General features: G+C 64.3%; 18 protein-coding genes. 4 read left to right on the forward strand and 14 right to left on the reverse strand.

Features of this window, described 5'->3' with window-relative positions; all coding sequences use genetic code 11:
* Positions 1–89: 89 nt before the first annotated feature.
* From ureG to urtA, 12 genes are all read right to left on the reverse strand, one after another.
* On the reverse strand, positions 90–728 hold the full coding sequence (ureG, locus tag GQB00_RS08050) for an urease accessory protein UreG (protein WP_165855850.1): 639 nt from the start codon (positions 726–728) through the stop codon (positions 90–92).
* Positions 729–773: 45 nt separating this feature from the next.
* On the reverse strand, positions 774–1463 hold the full coding sequence (locus GQB00_RS08055) for an urease accessory protein UreF (RefSeq protein WP_165855851.1): 690 nt from the start codon (positions 1461–1463) through the stop codon (positions 774–776).
* On the reverse strand, positions 1453–2052 hold the full coding sequence (gene ureE / locus GQB00_RS08060; RefSeq protein ID WP_165855852.1) for an urease accessory protein UreE: 600 nt from the start codon (positions 2050–2052) through the stop codon (positions 1453–1455). Before ureE ends, GQB00_RS08055 begins: the two co-directional genes overlap by 11 nt.
* Positions 2053–2062: 10 nt before the next feature.
* Entirely contained in the window at positions 2063–3766 is a 1704-nt protein-coding gene (ureC, locus tag GQB00_RS08065; RefSeq protein WP_165855853.1) for an urease subunit alpha, read from the reverse strand.
* A gap of 145 nt (positions 3767–3911) precedes the next feature.
* Entirely contained in the window at positions 3912–4226 is a 315-nt protein-coding gene (locus GQB00_RS08070; RefSeq protein ID WP_165855854.1) for an urease subunit beta, read from the reverse strand.
* A gap of 11 nt (positions 4227–4237) precedes the next feature.
* Complete coding sequence (ureA, locus tag GQB00_RS08075) at positions 4238–4540, reverse strand: urease subunit gamma (RefSeq protein ID WP_111494800.1); 303 nt, start codon at positions 4538–4540, stop codon at positions 4238–4240.
* A gap of 150 nt (positions 4541–4690) precedes the next feature.
* Positions 4691–5611, reverse strand: coding sequence for an urease accessory protein UreD (locus tag GQB00_RS08080; RefSeq protein ID WP_165855855.1), 921 nt, complete (start codon positions 5609–5611; stop codon positions 4691–4693).
* Positions 5608–6306, reverse strand: coding sequence for an urea ABC transporter ATP-binding subunit UrtE (gene urtE / locus GQB00_RS08085; RefSeq protein ID WP_165855856.1), 699 nt, complete (start codon positions 6304–6306; stop codon positions 5608–5610). The genes GQB00_RS08080 and urtE overlap by 4 nt, the downstream gene beginning before the upstream one ends.
* The gene (gene urtD, locus GQB00_RS08090) at positions 6306–7121 is read right to left on the reverse strand and encodes an urea ABC transporter ATP-binding protein UrtD (protein ID WP_228276770.1); all 816 of its coding nucleotides are present in this window, start codon (positions 7119–7121) and stop codon (positions 6306–6308) included. The genes urtE and urtD overlap by 1 nt, the downstream gene beginning before the upstream one ends.
* A gap of 5 nt (positions 7122–7126) precedes the next feature.
* The gene (urtC, locus tag GQB00_RS08095) at positions 7127–8275 is read right to left on the reverse strand and encodes an urea ABC transporter permease subunit UrtC (protein WP_165855858.1); all 1149 of its coding nucleotides are present in this window, start codon (positions 8273–8275) and stop codon (positions 7127–7129) included.
* Positions 8276–8372: 97 nt separating this feature from the next.
* Positions 8373–9998, reverse strand: a complete 1626-nt coding sequence (urtB, locus tag GQB00_RS08100) for an urea ABC transporter permease subunit UrtB (RefSeq protein WP_165855859.1) — start codon at positions 9996–9998, stop codon at positions 8373–8375.
* A gap of 165 nt (positions 9999–10163) precedes the next feature.
* Entirely contained in the window at positions 10164–11471 is a 1308-nt protein-coding gene (urtA, locus tag GQB00_RS08105; RefSeq protein ID WP_165855860.1) for an urea ABC transporter substrate-binding protein, read from the reverse strand.
* A gap of 630 nt (positions 11472–12101) precedes the next feature.
* Between urtA and GQB00_RS08110 the strand changes: the two genes are divergently transcribed.
* The 3 genes from GQB00_RS08110 (at position 12102) to GQB00_RS08120 (ending at position 15183) form a co-directional block, all read left to right on the forward strand.
* Complete coding sequence (locus GQB00_RS08110) at positions 12102–13145, forward strand: 2-dehydropantoate 2-reductase (RefSeq protein ID WP_207950639.1); 1044 nt, start codon at positions 12102–12104, stop codon at positions 13143–13145.
* A gap of 561 nt (positions 13146–13706) precedes the next feature.
* The gene (locus tag GQB00_RS08115) at positions 13707–14000 is read left to right on the forward strand and encodes a ComEA family DNA-binding protein (RefSeq protein WP_165855861.1); all 294 of its coding nucleotides are present in this window, start codon (positions 13707–13709) and stop codon (positions 13998–14000) included.
* Positions 14001–14238: 238 nt separating this feature from the next.
* Entirely contained in the window at positions 14239–15183 is a 945-nt protein-coding gene (locus tag GQB00_RS08120) for a DMT family transporter (RefSeq protein ID WP_165855862.1), read from the forward strand.
* Positions 15184–15420: 237 nt separating this feature from the next.
* Here GQB00_RS08120 and gloA read toward each other — a convergent pair whose 3' ends face one another.
* Positions 15421–15975 carry a lactoylglutathione lyase gene (gene gloA, locus GQB00_RS08125; RefSeq protein WP_111494782.1) on the reverse strand — a complete coding sequence of 185 codons (555 nt, stop codon included), beginning with the start codon at positions 15973–15975 and terminating at the stop codon, positions 15421–15423.
* Between the two features lie 239 nt (positions 15976–16214).
* Between gloA and GQB00_RS08130 the strand changes: the two genes are divergently transcribed.
* A complete protein-coding gene (locus GQB00_RS08130; RefSeq protein ID WP_165855863.1) occupies positions 16215–18008 on the forward strand; it encodes a monovalent cation:proton antiporter-2 (CPA2) family protein in 1794 nt (597 codons plus the stop codon).
* A 173-nt stretch (positions 18009–18181) separates the two neighbouring features.
* Here GQB00_RS08130 and GQB00_RS08135 read toward each other — a convergent pair whose 3' ends face one another.
* Entirely contained in the window at positions 18182–19318 is a 1137-nt protein-coding gene (locus GQB00_RS08135; RefSeq protein WP_323127256.1) for an alkane 1-monooxygenase, read from the reverse strand.
* Between the last annotated feature and the right edge of the window lie 225 nt (positions 19319–19543).

The raw sequence follows: 19543 nt of genomic DNA on the forward strand, positions 1-19543 counted from the left end.
GCGCACCGACGCGCAGAGAGCGGGACATACCTGCTGGTAGGACCGCTTTCGAGCATCGGAGCAACGCCGCCATTCGCGTCACCAGGACCTCAGGCGCTGGCTTCAATTTTCTCTGGGCGACGTTCCGGCAACATGCCGCGTTCTAGGATGAACGAGATAATCGTGTCCAGCCCCACCCCGTCATACAGGTTGGTAAACACAAACGGCCGCTCGCCGCGCATCTTCTTGGAATCCCGGTCCATCACGTCCAGTGAGGCGTGGACCTGTTCGGCGATGTCGATCTTGTTGATGATCAGCATGTCCGACTTGGTGATGCCCGGCCCGCCCTTGCGGGGGATCTTGTCGCCGGCGGAGACGTCGATGACGTACAGGGTGAGGTCCGACAGTTCCGGGCTGAAGGTGGCGGAGAGGTTGTCGCCGCCGGATTCCACCAGCACCAGTTCCAGCTCCGGGTGGCGGGACTGGAGGTCGTCGATGGCCGCCAGGTTCATGGAGGCGTCCTCGCGGATGGCGGTGTGCGGGCAGCCGCCGGTTTCCACGCCGAGAATGCGGTCGGCTTCCAGGGCTTCGTGGCGCAGCAGGAAATCGGCGTCTTCCCGGGTGTAGATGTCGTTGGTGACCACGGCGATGTTGTAGTGATCGCGCAGGGCCAGGCAGAGCTGGCGCAGCAGGGCGGTTTTACCGGAACCGACAGGGCCACCGACCCCGACTCGCAGACAATGTTTCATGGTGTGTTCCTCATCGTTGTTTGTGGGGGCGCGTTGGCGAGCGCATTAGCTTCTAAAGAGTCTCGAATACTGTGTTTCGTGATGGGCGCTGGCGAGGGCGAGGCCGGGCAGAATCGGGCCCAGTTCGTCGTCCTTCAGCACCAGGGCGTTATCCACGGCACTCACCAGTGCCGGGCGCAGTTGTTCGGTCAGCCGCTGGGCGGCGGTGTGCCCCAAAGGCAGCGCCTTGCAGGCCACGGCGAGCTGGTTTTCCAGCCACGCCCAGGCGAAGCCGAGCAGCGTCTGGCGCACGGGCACATTGCGCTGGTGCGCGGCCCAGGCAAAGACGGTGACGTAGCCCGGCTCGTGGGGCATCTGGCCGTCTTCCGGCATCAGCTCCAGGCTGGTGAGCAGGCGCGTGAGCGCGGAGCCCAGGCGGATGTCCTCGTCGCTCAGTTCGGCGGTTTCCCGGGTGGCGTGGAGCCAGTCTTTCCACTGCGCCAGGGTCGCGGTGTCGCCGTCGGCCCAGGCCTGTTGCTGGCGCGCCAGCACGGGCAGTTCGCAACGGGTCAGGCCGTCGTCCAGCACGCCCGCCAGCCACTGGCCCAGGTCGGCTTCGTTGCGTACCCAGTCCAGCTCGAAGGCGCTTTCCAGCCCCTGGGACCAGGCAAAGGCCCCGATGGGCAGCGCCGGGCTGACCAGTTGCAGCAGGCCGAGCAGGCTGAGATCCGCCAGGGGCGATGCCTCAGTGGACATGGTCGCTCCCGTGTCCGTGGCTGTGCGGGTGATCGTGGCCGTGGTCGTGATCGTGCGAATGGCCGTGGCTATCTCCATGGCTATGGCTATGCCCGTGGCCATGACTGTGACCGTGCGAGTGCCCCGCCTGGGAATAGGCGCCCGGCTCGGGATCGAACGGGGCCTGATGGTGCTTCAGGGTGGCGCCCAGGCGTTCGGCCAGTTCTTCCAGCACGTGATCCGGCGGGAAGCGGACCCAGCCGGACTGCCCAGAGCCCCCATCGAGCGTCTCGTCAATCGTGCCGATGGCCAGTTGCACGTGGCGGTTGCCCAGGTGGTAGCACAGGCGCGCCAGCGGCAGGCCGGCCGGGATCTGGGCGGTGACCACCGGCTCGTCGGCGGCGCGGATGCGGACCACTTCGCCGCCGGCGGATTGCAGGCAGTCGCCGTCCCGCAGCACGGGGCCGCGATCGAGGAACAGGCCCACGTCGGTGCCGTTGTCCGTGGTGGCCCGCAGGCGGCCGCGGATGCGCAGCTCGAACGGCAGGGTCAGGCTGTCGAAGATTTCCGCCGACTCGACCGGGGCGATACGTTGTGTCAGTTCAATCATGCGGGCGTCCTCAGAACAGGTGATAACGCTGGGCCAGCGGCAGTTCGGTGGCCGGCTCGCAGGTGAGCAGCTCGCCGTCGGCGTGGACCTCGTAGGTCTGCGGGTCGACGGTCAGCGTCGGGCAGGCGTCGTTGAGTTTCATGTCGCCCTTGCGCACCTGGCGCACCCCTTTGCAGGCGGACAGCGGGCTGTCCAGCCCCAGCGCCTTGTCGATGCCGGCGTCCAGTGCGGCCTGGCTGACGAAGGTCAGGCGGATGGCACTGGCGGCCTTGCCGTAGGCGCCGAACATGGGGCGGTAGTGCACCGGCTGCGGCGTGGGGATGGAGGCGTTCGGGTCGCCCATCGGCGCCGCGGCGATCATGCCGCCCTTGATAATGGTGGCGGGCTTCACGCCGAAGAAGGCCGGGCTCCACAGCACCAGGTCCGCCAGCTTGCCCACTTCCACCGAGCCCACGTCGTGCGCGATGCCGTGGGTGATGGCGGAGTTGATGGTGTACTTGGCGATGTAGCGCTTGGCGCGGAAGTTGTCGGCGCCCAGCTCCTGGTCTTCCGGCAGCAGGCCGCGCTGGACTTTCATCTTGTGGGCGGTCTGCCAGGTGCGGCAGATAACCTCGCCCACCCGGCCCATAGCCTGGGAGTCGGAGGAGATCATGGAGATCACGCCCATGTCGTGGAGGATGTCCTCGGCGGCGATGGTCTCGCGGCGGATGCGGGAGTCGGCGAAGGCCACGTCTTCCGGGATGTTCGGGTCCAGGTGGTGGCAGACCATCAGCATGTCCAGGTGCTCGTCGATGGTGTTCACCGTGTAGGGCCGCGTCGGGTTGGTGGACGACGGCAGCACGTTGGCTTTCGAGCACGCGGTGATGATGTCCGGCGCGTGGCCGCCGCCCGCCCCTTCCGTGTGGAAGGTGTGGATGCAGCGGTCCTTGAACGCCGCCAGGGTGTCTTCGACGAAGCCGGACTCGTTCAGGGTGTCGGTGTGGATGGCCACCTGCACGTCGTACTTGTCCGCCACGGTCAGGCAGTTGTCGATGCTGGCCGGGGTGGTGCCCCAGTCTTCGTGCAGCTTGAGGCCGATCACGCCCGCTTCCACCTGGATTTCCAGCGCTTCCGGCAGGGAGGCGTTGCCCTTGCCGAGGAAGCCGATGTTCATGGGCAGCGTGTCCACCGCCTGCAGCATCTTGCCGATGTGCCAGGGGCCCGGTGTGCAGGTGGTGGCGTTGGTGCCGGTGGCCGGCCCGGTGCCGCCACCAAGCATGGTGGTGATGCCGCTCATCAGGGCTTCTTCCACCTGCTGCGGGCAGATGAAATGGATGTGCGGGTCGATGCCGCCGGCGGTGAGGACCTTGCCCTCCCCCGCGATGATTTCGGTGCCCGGGCCGATGACGATCTCGACGTCCGGCTGGGTGTCCGGGTTACCCGCCTTGCCGATGGCGGCGATGCGGCCTTTCTGGATACCTACGTCGGCTTTGACGACGCCCCACCAGTCGAGGATCAGGGCGTTGGTGATGACGGTGTCCATGACCGCGTCGTCGCAGCGCTGGCTCTGGCCCATGCCGTCGCGGATGACTTTGCCGCCGCCGAATTTTACTTCGTCGCCGTAGTGGGTGTGGTCTTTTTCAACCTCGATCCAGAGTTCGGTGTCCCCGAGCCGCACGCGGTCGCCCACGGTGGGGCCGTACATGTCGGCGTAGGCTTGTCTGCTGATTTTCATTGTCTGCCTCGACTTTCTGAGTCCGTGCCAGGGCGAGCGGTCGAATCCATCCGGGACACGCAATAAATACGTCCCTGTAGGCTCGACGGCAGCGTCCATGCTGCCGACGGTCCCGGATGGATTCGCCCGCTCACCTCCAGAATTCCTAGTTACCGTCGACCTTGCCCATGACCTCACCCCGGAAGCCGTAGATCTCGCGCTCGCCGGCGTAGGGAATCAGGGTGACTTCGCGGGTCTGGCCCGGCTCGAAGCGGATCGCGGTGCCGGCGGCGATGTCCAGCCGGTAGCCGGTGGCTTTCTTGCGGTCGAAGGTGAGCGCCGGGTTGGCTTCGGCAAAGTGGTAGTGGGAGCCGATCTGCACCGGGCGGTCGCCGGTGTTACCCACCTCAACGGTGATGCGTTCGCGGCCGGCGCAGAGCTCGATGTCGCCGTCCTTGATCTGGTATTCGCCGGGAATCATCTGCGGGCTCCTCAAACTATCGGGTTATGAACAGTCACGAGTTTGGTGCCGTCGGGGAACGTCGCTTCCACCTGCACCTCGTCGACCATTTCCGCGACGCCTTCCATCACGTCGTCCCGGGTCAGCACTTCGGTGCCCAGGCTCATGAGTTCCGCGACGGTGCGGCCTTCACGGGCGCCCTCGAGGATTTCGGCGCTGATCAGGGCCACGGATTCCGGGTAGTTGAGCTTGAGGCCCTTGGCCTTGCGGCGCTCGGCGAGCAGTGCTGCGGTGAACAGCATCAGCTTGTCTTTGTCTCTGGGGGTGAGTTCCATCGTCGTAACTCCGTTGTTTGCGATGTTCTTTTGTCTTTTCTGGTGTAGCCGACGCTTTAGCTTTGGAGCAGGCCACAGGGCTGCCATGTGTTGGCCGGGCGTCTAGCGACGCCTCCGAAGCTGAAGCATCGGCTACATTGGCTCGTACATCTATGTCAGCCAGATGCGCGGTATATGCGCCTCCTGGCCGGTCATCCTCGGCCTCAGAATTTCCCACGCCTGCTGGCAAATGGCCCAGGCTTCGTTGCGTTCGTGGCCGATGTAGCGCAGCAGCAACACGCCCCGGCGGCGGGTGACCGCCCATCTCGGGGACGCGGTGATCTGTTCGCGCAGGGCTTCGATGGCTTCGTTTTCATCCTCTAACCCCACCGCCCAAAGCGTCGCCTGGACAGTGCTGCCGCCCTGCCCCCAATGACCTTTGAACCGGGGGTGCGTCGGGTCCATGGGCTGGCGTTCGATCCACAGGGGGCGGCCGTCGCGGGTCAGGCGGAAGCGTTGCTCCAGATGGCCGCTGACGAACGGCAGATCCCCCACCGGACGACCGAGGGCCAGCACTTCCCAGCCGATGCAGCGGGCCGAACCGGCGAGGTCGATGGTGGTGGTCTGTTCGCCCCGGGAGCCGTCGAAGGCGAGGGTTTCCTGGGGCAGCCATTCCAGGGTGGCGCCGTCGGCGACGCTGAGATGGGTGTGCTGGCCCCAGGCGACGCCGTGGCTGTCGGCCTTGTACAACTTGGCGGCGGCGGGAGTGGTCAGCAGGGCATGCGCCCCTTCCCCCAGGGAGGCGCTGATCGACAGCGCGTCGCCGCTGACCAGCCCGCCCGGCGGGTGCAGCAGGTAGACGTGGCAGCAGCCGTCGCGGCCTTCCGGGTAGAAGGGTTTCTGGACCCGCAGCGGGCCGACGTGGCGGCGGCGGACCAGTCGCGTGATGCGCTGCAGCGACTCGCGCCGGGCCTCGAAGCCCAGTTCGATCGCCGCCGCCCAGTGCCGTTCGGTGTCGAAGCGGTGGCCGGAGTCGTTGGCGGACGCGCGGTCGTTGGGCAGCGGCGCGTTCAGGGGTGCAAAAATCGTCATACGGTCAGGTGCTGCTTGATGAGTGCGTCGGACAGCTCGGCGATCTCGCCTTCAGCCACGCGACGGCCCCGGTCCATGATGGCGAAACGGTCGGCGTACTTGCGGGCGAACGGCAGTTTCTGTTCCACCAGCAGCACGGTCAGTCCGTCCTCCTCGATCAGCTTGCGGATGACCTCGCCGATCTGGGCGACGATGTTGGGCTGGATGCCCTCGCCCGGTTCGTCGAGGATCAGCAGGCGCGGCTCGATCACCAGCGCCCGGCCGATGGCCAGCTGCTGTTGCTGGCCGCCGGAGAGATCCCCGCCGCGGCGGTTCTTCATTTCCTTGAGCACCGGGAACAGTTCGTAGACCCGTTCGGGAATGCTCTTGAGCCCGTCCTGCCGCACGGCGAGGCCAGTGCGCAGGTTCTCCTCGACGGTCAGCAGCGGGAAAATCTGCCGCCCCTGGGGAACATAGCCGATGCCGAGCCGGGATCGGTCCTCGATCTTGCGTTGGGTCAATTCCACGTCGCCGGCGAACAGCATGCGGCCATCCTTGGTGGTTTCCTCGCCCATGACGCACTTCATCAGGGTGGTCTTGCCCACGCCGTTGCGCCCCATCACGCAGGTGCACTGGCCCTGGGGCACGTCGAGGTCGAGGTCCCAGAGGGTGTGACTCTCGCCGTAGAACTGGTTGAGTTTTTCGATCTTGAGCATCAGGCGCCCTCCCCCAGATAGACTTCGATCACCTTGGGATCGTTGGACACGTCGTCCATGGAACCTTCCGCCAGCACGCTGCCCTGGTGCAGCACGGTCACGGTGCGGGCGATGGAGCGGACGAAGCCCATGTCGTGCTCCACCACCACTACGGACTGCTTGCCCGCCAGGCTGGTGAGCAGTTCGGCGGTGCGCTCCATTTCCTGTTCGGTCATGCCGGCGACGGGTTCGTCCACCAGCAGCAGGCGCGGCTTCTGCATCAGCAGCATGCCGATCTCCAGCCACTGTTTCTGGCCGTGGGAGAGAATGCCCGCCTCGCGGTGGCGCAGGCTGGTGAGGCCGATGGTTTCCAGCACCTCGCCGATGCGGTCCCTGGCCTCGCCGGTGAGCCTGGCGGTCAGCGTCGGCAGCACCCGCTTGTCGGTGGCCATGGCCAGTTCGAGGTTCTCGAACACGGTCAGGGCCTCGAACACGGTGGGCTTCTGGAACTTGCGGCCGATGCCGAGGGTGGCGATGTCCGGCTCGTTCATCGTCAGCAGGTTGTGGCGGCTGCCGAACCAGACCGAGCCCACGTCCGGGCGGGTCTTGCCGGTGATGATGTCCATCATCGTGGTCTTGCCCGCGCCGTTGGGGCCGATGATGCAGCGCAGTTCGCCGTCGTCGATGGTCAGGTTCAGGTTGTTGATGGCCCTGAAGCCGTCAAAGCTGACGGTGACGTCTTCAAGGTACAGGATCGGCCCGTGACGGACGTCCACCGGGGACGCCGTCGGGGTCAGGAAATCGAAGACCCGGTCGCGCTGGGCCAGCTCCGTCATAATGCTCATGCCGTGGCCTCCTTGGCGCTGGTGGGCGGGTCGGCGGCGTCATCGTCCGCTTTCTTGCGGTTCCCCGGCAGCAGGCCGGCAATGCCCTTGGGCAGGAACACGGTGACCAGCACGAACAGCGCGCCCAGGGCGAACAGCCACGCGTCCGGCATGATGCCGGTGAACACCGTCTTGGCGTAGTTGACGATGATGGCGCCGATAACCGCCCCGTAGAGCGTCGCGCGCCCGCCCAGGGCCACCCACACCACGATCTCGATGGAGAACAGCGGCGAGAATTCGCTGGGGTTGATGATGCCCACCTGTGGCACGTAGAGCGCCCCGGCCACCCCCGCCAGCATGGCGGAGACGGTGAACACGAACAGCTGCACCCGCTCGACCCGGTAACCGATGAAGCGCGTGCGCGCCTCGGCGTCGCGGCAGGCCACGCTGACGCGGCCCAGCTTGGAGGTGACGATGGCGCGGCAGATCACGTAGCCCACCGCCAGCGCGATGCCGGTGGCGATGAACAGCCCGAGGCGGGCGCCGTCGGTGCGCAGGTCAAAGCCGAGGATGTCCTTGAAGTCGGTCAGCCCGTTGTTGCCGCCGAAGCCCATCTCGTTGCGGAAGAAGGCCAGCATCAGCGCGAAGGTCAGCGCCTGGGTGATGATCGACAGGTACACGCCGGTCACCCGCGAGCGGAAGGCGAGGAAGCCGAACACCAGCGCCAGCAGGCCCGGGGCCAGCAGCACCATGATGAAGGCGAACCAGGCCATGTCGAAGCCGTGCCAGTACCAGGGCAGCGAATCCCAGTTCAGGAACACCATGAAGTCCGGCAGGACCGGGTCGCCGTAGACGCCGCGATCGCCGATCTGGCGCATCAGGTACATGCCCATGGCGTAGCCGCCGAGGGCAAAGAAGGCGCCGTGGCCCAGGCTGAGGATACCGAGGTAGCCCCAGACCAGATCGACGGCCACCGCCAGCAGCGCGTAGCACAGGTACTTGCCCAGCAGGGTGACGGTGTAGGAACTCACGTACAGGGCGCTGCCTTCCGGCATGACCAGGTGCAGCACGGACACCACGATCATCGCCAGGAACAGCACGCCCAGGAACAGTTGGGTGGAACGCTCGGTGAAGGGGCGTACCAGCCAGGGTTTGGACTGAAGCATTAGGTGTCCCTTCTAACTGATTTTTCGAACCACTGCCCTGCACGAGTCGGCAACCCGACAGAACACGGATTTAAAAAGCTCGTTTGATAGGACATCCCTAACCCTCCGCGGCACGGCCCTTCTGCGGGAACAATCCGCGCGGGCGTTTCTGGATGAACAGGATGATGAAGACCAGCACCACGATCTTGGCCAGCACGGCGCCCGCCCAGGGCTCCAGCAGCTGGTTGATGGTGCCCAGGGACAGGCCGGCGACCAGGGTGCCCCAGAGGTTACCGACGCCGCCGAACACCACCACCATGAAGGAGTCGATGATGTAGTTCTGGCCCAGGTTGGGACCGACGTTGGTGATCTGCGACAGGGCCACGCCCGCCAGTCCGGCCACGCCGGAGCCCAGGGCGAAGGTCATGATGTCCACCTTGGTGGCCTTGATGCCCATGGAACGGGCCATGGCGCGGTTCTGGGTAACGGCGCGCACTTCCAGCCCCAGCCGGGTCTTGCGCATGATCAGCATCAGCCCGGCGAACACGATCAGCGCGAAGCCGATGATGTAGAGCCGGTTGAGCGTGAGGGACAGGGCCTCGTTGACCATGATCGAGCCGCTCATCCACTCCGGCGTGATGACCGTGCGGTTGAGCGGGGAAATCACGGTGCGCACCAGCTGCTGCAGGATCAGGCTGATGCCGAACGTGGCCAGCAGGGTTTCCAGCGGGCGCCCCTTGAGGAACTGGATCACGCTGCGCTCGATGGCCACGCCCGCCAGGGCCGCCACCAGGAAGCCGGCGGGAATCGACAGCAGCAACGCCAGACCCGGCTGGCCCGGCAGCAGTTGCTGCATGCCCCAGGTGGTGTAGGCGCCGAGCATGATCAGCTCGCCGTGCGCCATGTTGATGACGCCCATGACGCCGAAGGTGATGGCCAGGCCAATGGCCGCCAGCACCAGCACGGAACCCAGCGACAGGCCGAAGTACAGGGTTTCGGCGGCGCGGTTCCACTTGAGTTTGGTTTCGATGGTCGCCAGCGCGTCTTCGGCGGCGGCCTTGAGGGCCGGATCGTCGCTGTAGGTGGCGGTGTTGAGGGCCGCGCGGGCTTCCGAGTTGAGGCTGCCGGACAGCGTCGCCACGGCGTCCACGTCGCCCAGATCCTCGACCCGGTGGATGGCGATGGCCTCTTGCAGGGTGGCGCGGACGGTCGCGTCGTCTTCGGTGGCCATCAGCTCGGCCAGTTTCGCCGCCATGGCTTCGTCGACGCTGCCGCGCAGGCCGCGTGCCGCGTCCAGGCGCTGGTCGGCGTCGTCGACGGTGAGGTCGATCACCGACAGGATGCTGTCGATCTCGCTGCGCAGGGAGTTGTTGACGCGGATGGTGTCCAGGTCGCGCCGGGACATCTCACCCAGGTCCTCGCCGGTCAGGGCGTCCTGGACCTTCCAGTTGCGGCCGCGGTTCGAGAGAACGATCACGAAGTCGGGAGAGCCCTCGGCGTCGCCTTTGGACGGTTCGATGCGGGCCAGCTTGCCGTCGGAGAAGGCTTCCAGCCAGCCGCGGGCGCGGTCGTCGCCGCTGCGGGCGATCTCGCCGACAATCCCGGCTTTCTGCGAGTAGGAGCCGTCGGCCAACTGGGCCAGTAACGACTGAGCCTGCTCGTCATTGGCCTGTGCGTGAACCAGCACGGGCAACGACAGCAGGCAGGCAATAAGCAGCTGTGTGAGCGATCGACGGATGCTCATGGTTGCGTCCTATCCAAGGTGAATCCTTTCCGGGCGGACGCTTTGGAAAGCAAGCGCGCTGGCGATCCCTTTCCGAAGCGCCCGTCCTGTTGTTGGTTTCGGGTTGTTCCGGTCGTTCGGGGTAGGTGCGGATGCCCGCAGGCACCCGCACCCATTGGTACAGCCTTACTCGGCGGCCTCTTCGGCCGCGCCGCCGCAGGACTTGGTGACGACGTTGTAGTTGCCGCACTTGAGCGGCTTGCGCCAGTCACTGATCAGGTCCTTGGAGCCCGGCAGGAAGTCAGACCAGGCATCGCCGGCGACCGTGGACGGGGTCTGCCAGACGACGGAGAACTGGCCGTTGTCCTGGATCTCGCCGATCAGCACCGGCTTGGTGATGTGGTGGTTGGGCATCATGGTGGCGTAGCCGCCGGTCAGGTTGGGCACGGACACCCCGATGATGGCGTCCTTAACCGCATCCACGTCGGCGGTGCCGGCTTTCTTGACCGCTTCCTTCCACATGTTGAAGCCGATGTAGTGCGCTTCCATCGGGTCGTTGGTGACCGCTTCCTCGTTACCGGTGTAGTCGATCCACTGGTCGATGAAGTCGTAGTTGACGTCGGTGTCGACGCTCATGAAGTAGTTCCACGCGGCCAGGTGACCGACCAGCGGGCCGGTGTCGATGCCGGACAGCTCCTGCTCACCCACGGAGAAGGCCACGACCGGGATGTCTTCGGCCTTGATGCCCTGGTTGGCCAGCTCGCGGTAGAACGGCACGTTGGCGTCGCCGTTGATGGTGGAGACCACGGCGGTTTTCTTGCCCTGGCTGCCGAACGCCTTGATGTCGGAGACGATGGACTGCCAGTTGGAATGACCGAACGGCGTGTAGTTGATCATGATGTCGGCATCGGCCACACCGTGATCTTTCAGATACGCATCAAGGATCTTGTTGGTGGTGCGCGGGTAGACGTAGTCGGTGCCCGCCAACACCCAGCGCTCAACGCCGACTTCGTTCATCAGGTAATCCACCGCCGGGATCGCCTGCTGGTTGGGCGCCGCGCCGGTGTAGAACACGTTCTCGGAGGATTCTTCTCCTTCGTACTGGACCGGGTAGAACAGCAGGCCGTTCAGTTCCTCGACCACCGGCAGCACGGATTTACGGGAGACGGACGTCCAGTTACCGAAGATGACGTCGACTTTGTCCTTGGCCAGCAGCTCGCGGGCCTTCTCGGCGAACAGCGGCCAGTTGGACGCCGGGTCCACCACCACCGGCTCCAGCTCGCGACCCAACAGACCGCCTTCCTCATTCTGCTTTTCGATCAGCATGAGCATGGTGTCTTTCAGGGTGGATTCACTGATGGCCATGGTGCCGGACAGGGAATGGAGGATGCCTACTTTAATCGGGCCTTCGTCCGCCGCGGATGCGGTGACGGATACAGAGATGGAGAGAGCCAGCGCAGAGAGTCCTGCTTTTATTTGCTTTTTGATCTTCATGGAGTGTGCGTCCTTTGTACCTGGTTGAGTTTCCAATGTTTCAAAACGCCAACCGATCATTGCATCGTGCATTCCACTCCCCGTTTTTTTCTTATTTTTCATTGCCTTATTTGACCAATTGGACAACAAATAGTGCGCCATTCGCTGGCGGCCACGCCCAAATACAAGACACCCGCTCTTTCTCCGCACCAAAACAGTGCTCCAAACAGGTGCCCGTGAGACAATTCGCACGCCGGAAAAAGTAACGACAAAGCAAAATGTTACGCATCCTCATAGAAACAGCCGGCTTCCTCGCCCAGACATGCACTCAATTGGCGCTGCGTCACATCGGCTGCTCATCGACAGTGCGGACATAGCCTCCCCAATTTCGCACCGGGACCAGCCATCGGCCGTCGCGCCACCTCCATACAGGGCATGAACGGAGCGCCGCCGGGACGACCCTCCGTGGACCGTCATAACGGAAACCGGGCATCCGGCGTGGCACCGGCTGAAAACGCAACATTTGGGGCGAGGGAATAAACTGTCCACTCGTTGACAGACTGCCACGGCCGATGGCGCTATCGTTCATCCGGGGGCACGCGACATTGGCCCGCAACCGCCGCATCACAACAACAAACCGGACACGACACCATGCAAGAGATGCCACGCATCGCCCTTTTTGGCGCCGGGAGTATTGGCTGCTACCTGGGCGGACGCCTGCTCGCCACCGGCGCCGACGTCATCATGATCGGGCGCCCGAGGCTCCAGGCCTTGCTGACCAGCACGCCGCTGCGGGTCAGCGACTACCAGGGGCTGGATGCCTCGATCCAGCTTTCGGACACGGAGTACACCACCGATCCGGCCGCGCTCGCCAACGCCGACCTGGTGCTGCTTACGGTCAAGTCCGCCGCCACCGAAGACGCCGCCCGCGCCATGGCGCCGCACCTGCGCCCGGGCATCCCGGTGATCAGCCTGCAGAACGGCATCAGCAACGCCCGGCGCCTGGCGCCTCTGCTGCCCGAGCAGGTCGTACTGGCGGGCATGGTGCCGTTCAATGTATTGCAGCGAGCCCCGGGTCACTTCCATCAAGGCACCGAAGGCCATCTCATGACGGCCCGGGATGCCAGCCTGTCACCGGCGCTGCTGGAAACGTTCGCCCGCGCCGGGCTGCCGCTGGACGTGCGCGACGACATGGATTCAGTGCTCTGGTCCAAACTGCTGCTGAACCTGAACAACCCGATCAACGCCTTGTCCGGCCTGCCGCTCAAGACCGAACTGTCGCAGCGGGCGTACCGGCGCTGCCTGGCCATGGCCCAGCGCGAAACGCTGGGTCTGCTGCGGGAAGCCGGCATCGCCACGGTTAAACTCACCGGGCTGCCGATGGGCCTGCTGCCCACACTTCTGGGCTTGCCGGACTGGCTGTTCCGCCATCTGGCCCGCACGATGCTCGCCATCGACCCGCTGGCGCGCTCCTCCATGTGGGAGGATCTGCAGGCCGGCCGACGTACCGAGGTGGACTGGATCAATGGCGAGGTGGCGCAGCTGGCGCAATCGCTGGGACGGGACGCACCGATCAACCGCCGACTCGTGGCGCTGATTCGCCAGGCCGAGCGGGAACCGGGCGGCCAGTGGTCCGGCGATCGCCTGCTGCAGGCACTGGAAGCCGCCCCGGAAGCCCTGAGTAGCGCCGGCTGACACACCACCTTTCCGGATGATTACGCCGGTGTAATCCATTTCCTACATCGCGCAGCGGGAATGTCCGGTTTGCCGAATTCGCCAATCCAGTAAACTTGTTTTCAGCAAGGACGCAGAACTGCATGGATGCAGGACAGGGACGTATCTCGCCTGACGGAACAGGCGGACAGGGAAAGATCAGCCCAACGGATTGGGCGGTGCAAGGATGACTCGCCTGAAGGATCAGGCCTATAGGGACGTACAGCCCGCGGACAGGGCAAATTTAAGCCACGGAACGGGTGCACAGGGATTTGTGGGCCCGTATTCCGTGACTTTTCGTCTTTCACATCAGCTCGACCATTCTTGTTTCAGCCATTTCGTTATCCCTTGATCCCCAGCGGTCGGCTTGGGCCTGATCGGGCCAACGGTCTGTTTATATCGTCGATCCGGAAGTCTTGCTCTCCATTTGTCTGTTTCTGGCGCCGTCGTGCGCTGCATTCCCGGCCACGGCCACCAGGCGTTGACAATCCGCAGTCGGTCCTTGCGATAACGCAAAAACAACCGTTGTAGGAGTAGTCTCAGATGAAAGCACTGATCACCGCCTTTTTCGTTCTGGCCACCGCGCTGTCCAACGTTGCCGTCGCCGCTGACACCCAGCCGGCTCAGGAAGCGGCTCCCACTCAGGTCAACATCAACACCGCGGACGCCAAGACCCTTTCCAGTCAGCTGGACGGCGTCGGCGAAGTCAAAGCCCAGGCCATCATCGATTACCGCGACGGCAATGGCCCGTTCGCCAGCGTGTCCGACCTGGACAAGGTCAACGGCATCGGCCAACTGACGCTGGACGCCAACCGCGATCACATCACCGTCCAGTAAGCGGCGTTCCTGCGGGCGCCGCCCGCAGGTTGCCTCCCTCACGATTTCCAGCTAATCTCGCCGCATGATTGATTCAACCGTCCTTTTCGGAAAACGCACACCCCCACCCGTCCGGTCCTGAACCGGATACGGACTCGTCATGCTCTGGCCACCCCGGCCTGAGTGATCGCGCCTGCCTGTCCGGTCGTCGCTTCTATTCCCGTTTCAGCGTTTTGTTTAACCGGACAAGAGATTTTCCATGACCACATCATTGCGTTCCCATGACGCCCTGCGCGGCGCCATCCTGATTGCTATCGCCGCCGCCCTGTGGGCCACCACCAGCATTGCGGCCAAGACCCTGTTCAACCACAGCGAGCTGGAGCCCATCGCTCTGGCATTCTTCCGGCTCTGCATCGCCTGCCCGTTCTTCGGCCTGCTGATGTGGCGTGATCGCCGTAACACCACGAACCGGATCAGCCGCGGCCTGGTGATCGGCCTGATGGGCCTGGGGCTGTTGCAGGCGGCCTACCAGGGCACCTATCTCTGGGCGGTGGATCTGACCGGCGCCGGCATCGCGACCCTGATCACGCTCTGCCTCGCGCCGGTGTTTGTGGCCATCGCCGCCGCACCGCTGCTCGGCGAAAAACCCACCCGCACTACGGTCATCGCCCTGATCAGCGCCATCGCTGGCACCCTGTTGCTGGTGTCCGGCGACGTCCGCAATCCTGACGCAGCCCGGCTAGGCGGCATCTTCATTGCCGTGGCCGCTGCGGCGGTCTATGCGGCGTTCACGCTGACCAGCCGGCACGTGTCCGGTGGCGGCTCGGTATTCACCACCGCCTTTATCTGTTTCACCACCGGCGCCGTTGCGCTGGCCCCAATCGCGGCTGGCACCGGTGCACTGGATATTCTGCCCCAGCTGGATGGGCTCGACTGGCTGCTGATCGCCTACATCGGCATCGTGCCCACCTGCGTGGGCTATGTGTGTTTCTTCAAGGGCATGCAGAGCACACCGGCCACCACCTCCAGCATCATCGTGACCCTGGAGCCGCTGTTCGCCGCACTGCTGGCGTGGATAATCCTTGGAGAGGCGCTGGGATTGCTGGGCGTGATCGGTGCCGTGGTGCTGACGGTGTCCGTGTTGGTGGCATCGCGTAGCGGGTCGGCGGCGCGGCGGAAGGAAGCCGACGAGACGTCGCAGTAGCGACGACCGTATCGGAGCAAGCCGGGGAAGGCCGGCATCCGCAGGGACTCTGGATGGCACCATCCAATGTAGCACTTCGGAGCAGGCCACGGGCCTGCCGAATGGCCACTGGAGCACCTTCGGCGCCTGAGAAGCTGAAGCTTCTGCTACATTTTGAGGCGCATCCCGCCACTTCATCGCATTCAAGACACAAAAAAGGCCGGGATAACCCGGCCTTCTCGTCTGCCTCCAGAGCCCTTACGCCTGCTCTTCCTTCCGCTGGCGCTCCAGCATGTTGGGCTGGAGGATCTCGATCCAGTAGCCATCCGGATCGCGGATGAAAGCGAGGCCCTTCATCTTGCCGTCGTCCGGTCGCTTCTGGAACGGCACGCCCAGGGACTCGAAACGCTCGGCGGCCTGGTAAACGTCAGGCACTGCGATACCAATGTGGCCGAAGCCCTGGGGCTCGTCGTTGCCGTTGTGGTATTCGAAGTCGTCCTGGTCTTCCGTGCCCCAGTTGTGGGTCAACTCCAGCATCGCCTCGCGGGCGAAGATGTAGGTGGTGCGATGGCCGTCATCGGACGGCACGGTGGTGGCCTGGCGGTCGTCCAGGTAGCCCAGGAAATAGAGGGTAAACTTCATCTCCGGGAAATCCAGTTTACGGATCAATCGCATACCCAACACCCGGGAGTAGAAATCCAGGCTGCGCTTGGGGTCCTTGATGCGCATCATGGTCTGGTTGAAGACGTAACCGTCCGTTGCCGGATCGATGTCTTCCGACAGACCGGGGGCTTCCTCAAAATGGGGCGACATGTCTTGGCTCCTGTGTTGATGCAGTCATCGGATCCCCGCTATTCGCCGGGGACCTTCGGGAAAATTCGGTGAGAAAATTGGCCGCGGGCAGCGCCTGCGGGGCCGCCGTTTTTTCGGGGCTCCCTGTCTGGCATTCAAAGCGCGGAGGTTTACCACTACATTAACGATGGGGCGCATCGGCTAAACTTTCAAGGCATTAGCTCGATGCATGCCCGTGATTTCAGCCAGTAAGGACACCCATGAATCCCTTAGGCCAGCTCGTCGTTCTCTTCCTCGTCGCGGTCATCGCCGTGCCCCTGTTCAAGCGCGCGGGCCTTGGCGCCCTGCTCGGCTATATCGCCGCCGGCATGCTGATCGGTCCACACGGAATCGGCGTGGTGGGCGATGTGGACAACATGCTGCACATTTCCGAATTCGGCGTGGTGCTGCTGATGTTCGTGATCGGCCTGGAGCTTCAGTTCTCCCGTTTGCGCGCCCTGCGCAAACCCATTTTCGGACTGGGCTCCCTGCAGGTGCTGACGGCGATGCTGATCATCGGCGGGCTGGTTGTCCTGACGGGCCGCGACATCGCCCTGGCCATCGTTCTGGGATGCGGTCTGGCCCTGTCTTCAACAGCGTTCGTGCTGCAACTGCTGGCCGAGAAGAAAGAACTGGCCACCGGTCATGGCCGGCTGGCGTTCACCATCCTGCTGTTCCAGGACATGGCCGCCGTGCCCATGCTGGCGTTCATCCCCTTTCTGGTGTCCGGCGACGCGGAAGAGGCCACCAACTGGACGGAGATTCTGCTGGGCATCGGCCAGGTGGCGGTGACTTTCGCCATCATCGTGGTCGCCGGTCGCTACCTGCTGCGCCACGCCCTGCGCTTCATCCACGCCACCCGCGTGCGCGAGGTTTCCATCGCCGCCGCCCTGCTGGTCGTCACCGGCACCGCCTACCTGATGGAGTCGGTGGGCCTGTCGATGGCCCTGGGCGCTTTCGTGGCGGGTGTGCTGCTGGCCGATTCGGAATTCCGGCATCAGCTTGAAGCCGACATCGAGCCGTTCAAGGGCCTGCTGCTCGGCCTGTTCTTCATCTCCGTGGGTATGACGCTGAACCTGGGGGCCGTGTTGGCCGATCCGCTGATCCTGATCGCCGGCGCCGCCGGGCTGATGCTGATCAAGGCTTTGTTGATCGCCGCCATCGGTCATTGGGGTGGCAAGCTGGGCGGCATCAGTGCGCTGCGCCTGGGGTTGCTGCTCAGCCAGGGCGGTGAGTTCGGTTTCGTGATCTTTTCCCTGGCCACGCAACTGGCACTGATCGATCGCACCCTGCACGAGCAGCTGATTGCGGTGGTGACCATTTCGATGGTGCTGACGCCGCTTGCACTGACGGTATTCGAGCGGATCGTCGCCCGGCTTGGCGGCGAGGAGAAGCCGCCCTTCGACACCATCGAGGACGGCCGCACCGGGGCGGTCATCGCCGGCTTCGGGCGCTTCGGCCAGATCAGCGGGCGTCTGCTGCGCTCCCTGAACGTGCCGTTCACCGCCCTGGACGTGAACCCGGATCAGGTGGACGTGGTGCGCCGCTTCGGCAACAAGGTGCATTATGGCGACGCGTCGCAACTGGACGTGCTGCGGGCCGCCCGCGTGGGTGAGGCGAAGGTGTTCATCCTGGCCATCGACGACATCGACGCGTCCCTGCGCACGGTCAACCTGGTGCGCAAGTATTTCCCGGACGTGCGCATCCTCGCCCGCGCCCGCAACCGCCGGCACGCCCACATGCTGATGGACGCCGGCGTGCGCTGGCTGGTGCGGGAAACCTACCACTCAGCGCTGCTGATGGCCGAAGAGATGCTCGTCAGCCTGGGCCGCGAGCGGGACGAGGCACAGGATCTGGTCAAACTCTTCCAGGAGACCGACCAGCGCAACCTGGCCCGTCAGCACGAGAAGGGATTGCATCACGATGCGGCCAAGATCCTCCAGTCTTCCCGGGACGCCGCCGAGGAGCTCACGCGGTTGTTCGAGGAGGACCAGGAGGAGCGCCGCGAGGGGTGAGCATTTGAAATGTAGCGGAAGCTTTAGCTTCCGAGCCGCCCGCTGGGTGGCCGCAATGATCGAGAAACTCCAGAGCGATAAGGGGCCCTACCGGGCCCTCCGAAGCTAAAGCTTCGGCTACATGGCAGTGGGCCGCTCCCTTACAAGGAGCGCTCAATGCTCGCAGTGTGTTTTCACACCAACTGGTGCTCCTCCCCCTGATAATACGCCTCCACCCGCGGATTCATGATCCGCATCCACAGCGGCGGAACCAGCGCCAGCACCACCATGGTGGCGTAACCCGCCGGTAGCTGTGGCGCGACGTCGTGGTGGCGCAGCACCTGGTAGCGGCGCTTGGCGTAGGCGTGATGGTCGCTGTGGCGTTGCAGGTGGAACAGGAACACATTGGTCAGGAAGTAGTTGGAATTCCAGCTGTGGGCCGGCGTGGTCCGCTCGTAACGGCCGTTTTCCAGCTTGCGGCGATGCAGGCCGTAATGCTCCAGGTAGTTGACGATTTCCAGCAGGGTAAAGGCGACAAAACACTGCCCCAGGAAGTACGCGGCCCCCAGCCAGCCAAAGCCCAGCGTGCACGCCACCAGCGCCAACACTGTGATGCCGTACCACCAGATCAACTCGTTGCGCCAGCTCAGCGGCGAATGGCCCTTGCGCGTCAGCTTCTGGGCTTCCAGGCGCCAGGCGTTCATGAAATTGCGCCGGTAGGCCTGGGGCAGGAACTGGTAGAGGCTCTGGTTGTAGCGGGATGACGAGGCGTCCTCCGGCGTCGAGACGTGCACGTGGTGGCCGCGGATGTGTTCCACCTTGAAGCCGCCGTAGCCCACCAGCGCCAGCAACCAGCCGCCAGCCCAGGTTTCCAGGCGGCCGTCCTTGTGAATCAGTTCGTGAGCCACGTTAATCCCCAACCCGCCGACGATGCCGATGGAGAACACCCATCCGACGCCTCCCAGCGGTGAGAACCGACCGTCGGCCAGAACGAACAGGCCCCACACCAGCAGTCCGGTGAACGCCGCCACCCAGCCGAGCGTCAATGCGCGGTAGAAGCGTTCGAGGTTCATGCGGGGTACGTCGACCTCCTCGTCGGGGTTCATGGCGTCCTGCCCCAGCATCAGGTCCAGCAGCGGGATGACGCCGAACACCACCACCGGCACGCCCCAGGCAAACAGATTGATCCAGCCGCTTGCCTCACCGGCCCGAAGCAGGAGCAGTGGCAGCGCCAGCGGCAGCAGGGCGATCAGGAAACTGTATTTCTTGAGGCGCAGCAGAATGCGGCGGCGCGCGTCGGTCAGGTCCAGGGTGCGTTGCTGTGGGTTCACGGGAATACCTCTTGTTGTTGCTGTTGTGACGTCTCGCGTTCGTTCTTTGGCGTTGCGGTCGGGGCGATGCTCGCGTCCCGGCCCGATGGCGCCAAATTATTTTGATACATTGTAGGACAATAAATCAAAAATCAAACGTTGTTGGAAAGACGGCCCCAGCGGCCAAGCCACTGGCCCATAACCACTGTGCTAGGATGCAAAGCGGCGCGATCCGGCGGGTCGGGT

This window comes from Marinobacter sp. JSM 1782161 (assembly GCF_011421605.1).
GTDB lineage: Bacteria > Pseudomonadota > Gammaproteobacteria > Pseudomonadales > Oleiphilaceae > Marinobacter_A > Marinobacter_A bohaiensis.

What these genes read in the sequence shown, in the direction of transcription:
- ureG (WP_165855850.1), bottom strand. Translation starts at nt 728, where the DNA reads ATGAAACATTGTCTGCGAGTCGGGGTCGGTGGCCCTGTCGGTTCCGGT.
- GQB00_RS08055 (WP_165855851.1), bottom strand. Translation starts at nt 1,463, where the DNA reads ATGTCCACTGAGGCATCGCCCCTGGCGGATCTCAGCCTGCTCGGCCTG.
- ureE (WP_165855852.1), bottom strand. Translation starts at nt 2,052, where the DNA reads ATGATTGAACTGACACAACGTATCGCCCCGGTCGAGTCGGCGGAAATC.
- ureC (WP_165855853.1), bottom strand. Translation starts at nt 3,766, where the DNA reads ATGAAAATCAGCAGACAAGCCTACGCCGACATGTACGGCCCCACCGTG.
- GQB00_RS08070 (WP_165855854.1), bottom strand. Translation starts at nt 4,226, where the DNA reads ATGATTCCCGGCGAATACCAGATCAAGGACGGCGACATCGAGCTCTGC.
- ureA (WP_111494800.1), bottom strand. Translation starts at nt 4,540, where the DNA reads ATGGAACTCACCCCCAGAGACAAAGACAAGCTGATGCTGTTCACCGCA.
- GQB00_RS08080 (WP_165855855.1), bottom strand. Translation starts at nt 5,611, where the DNA reads ATGACGATTTTTGCACCCCTGAACGCGCCGCTGCCCAACGACCGCGCG.
- urtE (WP_165855856.1), bottom strand. Translation starts at nt 6,306, where the DNA reads ATGCTCAAGATCGAAAAACTCAACCAGTTCTACGGCGAGAGTCACACC.
- urtD (WP_228276770.1), bottom strand. Translation starts at nt 7,121, where the DNA reads ATGACGGAGCTGGCCCAGCGCGACCGGGTCTTCGATTTCCTGACCCCG.
- urtC (WP_165855858.1), bottom strand. Translation starts at nt 8,275, where the DNA reads ATGCTTCAGTCCAAACCCTGGCTGGTACGCCCCTTCACCGAGCGTTCC.
- urtB (WP_165855859.1), bottom strand. Translation starts at nt 9,998, where the DNA reads ATGAGCATCCGTCGATCGCTCACACAGCTGCTTATTGCCTGCCTGCTG.
- urtA (WP_165855860.1), bottom strand. Translation starts at nt 11,471, where the DNA reads ATGAAGATCAAAAAGCAAATAAAAGCAGGACTCTCTGCGCTGGCTCTC.
- GQB00_RS08110 (WP_207950639.1), top strand. Translation starts at nt 12,102, where the DNA reads ATGCAAGAGATGCCACGCATCGCCCTTTTTGGCGCCGGGAGTATTGGC.
- GQB00_RS08115 (WP_165855861.1), top strand. Translation starts at nt 13,707, where the DNA reads ATGAAAGCACTGATCACCGCCTTTTTCGTTCTGGCCACCGCGCTGTCC.
- GQB00_RS08120 (WP_165855862.1), top strand. Translation starts at nt 14,239, where the DNA reads ATGACCACATCATTGCGTTCCCATGACGCCCTGCGCGGCGCCATCCTG.
- gloA (WP_111494782.1), bottom strand. Translation starts at nt 15,975, where the DNA reads ATGTCGCCCCATTTTGAGGAAGCCCCCGGTCTGTCGGAAGACATCGAT.
- GQB00_RS08130 (WP_165855863.1), top strand. Translation starts at nt 16,215, where the DNA reads ATGAATCCCTTAGGCCAGCTCGTCGTTCTCTTCCTCGTCGCGGTCATC.